This window comes from Halococcus morrhuae DSM 1307 (assembly GCF_000336695.1).
Classification (GTDB): domain Archaea; phylum Halobacteriota; class Halobacteria; order Halobacteriales; family Halococcaceae; genus Halococcus; species Halococcus morrhuae.
In genome coordinates this window covers 1-3,132 of sequence record NZ_AOMC01000121.1, presented here as the reverse complement: position 1 = coordinate 3,132, position 3,132 = coordinate 1, and the positions used below count along the sequence as shown (strand labels likewise).

The window sequence follows — 3,132 nt, the reverse complement described above, 5'->3', positions numbered from 1 at the left end:
GTCGACAAGAGTCTCCAGCGCGTCAACGGAATCACTGAGACGACACTCCAACCGACTACCGGCACAGCCACGGTAACCTATGATCCAGACCGTACTGCCGAAGCTGACGTGGTTGCAGCTATCGAGGGAGCGGGTTACGAGGTTGCTGGCGATGAATCTGATTCTAATGGGACATCAGGTAGTGAAATGGACATTGCGCCGCCGTCGGAGATCTGGACGAGTCCTCGCGCGATCAAAACATGGATTGGCGCAGGCTTCGTCGTCCTCGGCCTTCTCTTTGAGTTCGTTCTTGCCGGACAGAATCCGGAGGTAGCGTCTCTTCTCGGCTACTCACTGACGCTTGCGGATGGGCTGTTTCTCGTCGCAATTGCTGTCAGCGGCTATCCCGTCGTTCGTGATGGGTATTACTCCGCGCGGAATCTGAGTCTCGACATCGACCTTCTGATGGGAACGGCGATCATCGCAGCCACAGGCATCGGCTATTTCGTCGAAGCCGCGACGCTTGCCGTCCTGTTCAGTATCGCAGAACTCCTCGAAGATTACGCGATGGACAGGGCACGGAACTCGCTGCGTGAATTGATGGAGCTCTCGCCGGACGAGGCCACGGTCCGTCGGGATGGCGATGAGGTGACCGTGCCGGCTGAAGACGTAGAAGTGGGTGAGACCGTCATCGTCCGTCCCGGTGACAAGATTCCGCTCGATGGATCGGTTGTCGAAGGTGAGAGCGCAGTTGATGAATCTCCGATCACCGGCGAGAGCGTCCCCGTCGACAAGTCTCTAGGCGAGGAAGTCTACGCCGGGAGCATCAATGAGGAAGGCTATCTCGAAGTGGAAGTCACTTCGACGGCGGGTGATTCGACGCTCTCGCAGATCATCGAGATGGTGCAGGGCGCTCAGGAGAAGAAAACCGAACAGGAGCAGTTCGTCGACCGATTCTCTGGCTACTACACACCCGCAGTCGTCGTGCTGGCGATCCTCACGGCAGCGGTGCCGCCACTCGCGCTTGGGTTGCCGTGGGAGACGTGGTTCATCCGCGGGCTTACCTTGCTCGTCATCGCGTGTCCGTGCGCGTTCGTTATCTCGACACCTGTCTCGGTCGTTTCCGGGATCACGAGCGCTGCGAAAAACGGCGTACTGATCAAAGGCGGCAACCACCTCGAAACGATGGGTGAGGTCGACGTCGTCGCGATGGACAAAACCGGGACTCTCACCAAGGGCGAACTGACGGTCACCGACATCGTTCCGCTCGGAGAGCACAGCGAGACGGATGTCCTTCGATATGGCGCAGGGTTGGAACAGCGTAGTGAACATCCGATTGCTGAGGCGATTCTCACTCGCACGGACGAGGCTACCGTGACCGATCTCCCTTCCCCGTCTGATTTCGAAAGTTTGACTGGAAAGGGCATTCGAGCCGAAATCGACGGCGAGACATACTATGCAGGCAAGCCAGCGCTGTTCGAGGAACTCGGCTTCGATCTCTCACAAACTCGTGGTGTGACCGACGGAGGGACTGTCTCAGACGGTGTTTCTCGAAACCCTTCGCCAGAGCAGGAAGAATTCACCGGGAGCGTATTCACCGAGCTTCAACAAGACGGACGAACAGTCGTCCTCGTTGGAACGGAAGCCGAGTTGGTCGGTGGGATCGCAATCGCTGATGAAGTACGTTCGACCTCGCAGCGTGCAGTCGAGCGTCTCCATGACCGTGGTGTCGGCCACGTGGTGATGTTGACTGGCGACAACGAGGGGACAGCGCGGGCTATCGCCGAGCAGGTCGGTGTCGACGAGTACCGTGCAGAACTGCTGCCGGACGAAAAGGTGGATGCCATCGAGGAGTTGCAGGCCGAGCACGGAGATGTCGCAATGGTCGGCGACGGAATCAATGACGCACCTGCACTCGCCACCGCTGACATCGGCATTGCAATGGGTGCAGCAGGGACGGATACGGCGCTTGAAACCGCGGATATCGCACTGATGGGCGATGACATCGGGAAACTTCCATACCTATACAGACTGTCGCACACGGCAAATGGAGTGATCCGGCAGAATATCTGGGGGAGTCTCGGTGTGAAGGCGTTGCTCGCTGTCGGCGTCCCGCTGGGATACGTGAGTGTTGCGCTCGCGGTCGTGGTGGGTGATATGGGGATGAGTCTGGGTGTGACAGGTAACGCGATGCGCCTCTCGCGACTGAGCGCCCCCGAGGACTGAGAGGGTTGACGACCCGGCGGAAACGAGTGCTACTCGGGCGACCACTCGCAGGCGTCACCGTAGGTCAGCTCGTTCTCGGTGATATACGCCGACAGGCACGCGTAGTTACAGAAGTAGAGAGGAGAGCCACAATCGACGGTGCAGTCGCGTACACAGATGGGATCGTGGTCGAAGATACGCGAACCACAGTATGCACACGTCTCGTCTGTATCGGGAATCTCGACGGTTGTGGCCATGTTTCGTGGTTCTTCACGACCAACCGAAAGCATTCCGACCGTCTACTGATAGAGCTTCCAGTGATACGCTCCCCCTATGCGTACCGTTCGTCGAAGTATGTGAACTGTTCTGTGACACCCTAACCACGAGAAACTGCTGAAATCAGTCTTCGTAAGGTGCTCCGGCGTCACAAGATTCTACAATGGTACAGCTTACGAAAGACTGGATTCAGCACAATCAGATACTCATCTACGCAACTGGTGTCCTTCTCGCAGTTATCGTGAGCTTTGCTCAGCCGGGGCTAAGTTCTCCTCTGGAACAGCTCATCAACCCCGTTTTGGCAGTGCTTCTGTACGTGACGTTCCTTGAAATCCCGTTCGTCAAACTGCGCCGGGCGTTCACGAACGGCCGATTCATGCTGGCTGCGCTTGGGATGAACTTCCTTGTGGTTCCGGTCGTCGTCTTCGCTCTCACCCGATTTCTCCCGCAGGACCCGGTCGTTCTCGTCGGGGTATTCATGGTATTGCTCACGCCGTGTATCGACTACGTGATTTCGTTCACGGAGCTTGCGAACGGCGATGCAGAACAGATCACTGCGGCGACGCCAGTGTTGTTGCTCATTCAGTTACTGCTTCTCCCGGGGTATCTCTGGGTGTTCATGGGAGAGCGAGTAGCAGAGTTCATTCAGGCAGGACCCTTCATTGAGGCGTT

General features: G+C 57.5%; 3 protein-coding genes. 2 read left to right on the top strand and 1 reads right to left on the bottom strand.

All coding sequences use genetic code 11. The annotated features are described in order from the left end of the window. Positions 1-2,205, top strand: a 2,205-nt coding sequence (locus C448_RS09710) for a heavy metal translocating P-type ATPase (protein WP_004054246.1), incomplete at its 5' end; no start/stop codon positions are given. 29 nt (positions 2,206-2,234) lie between these two features. Here C448_RS09710 and C448_RS09705 read toward each other — a convergent pair. Beyond that, complete coding sequence (locus C448_RS09705) at positions 2,235-2,441, bottom strand: hypothetical protein (RefSeq protein ID WP_004054244.1); 207 nt, start codon at positions 2,439-2,441, stop codon at positions 2,235-2,237. A 182-nt stretch (positions 2,442-2,623) separates the two neighbouring features. On the opposite strand from C448_RS09705, the gene C448_RS09700 reads away from it, so the two are divergent. Then, on the top strand, positions 2,624-3,132 hold a 509-nt coding region (locus C448_RS09700; RefSeq protein ID WP_004054242.1), incomplete at its 3' end, for an arsenic resistance protein.

What these genes read in the sequence shown, in the direction of transcription:
- C448_RS09705 (WP_004054244.1), bottom strand. Translation starts at nt 2,441, where the DNA reads ATGGCCACAACCGTCGAGATTCCCGATACAGACGAGACGTGTGCATAC.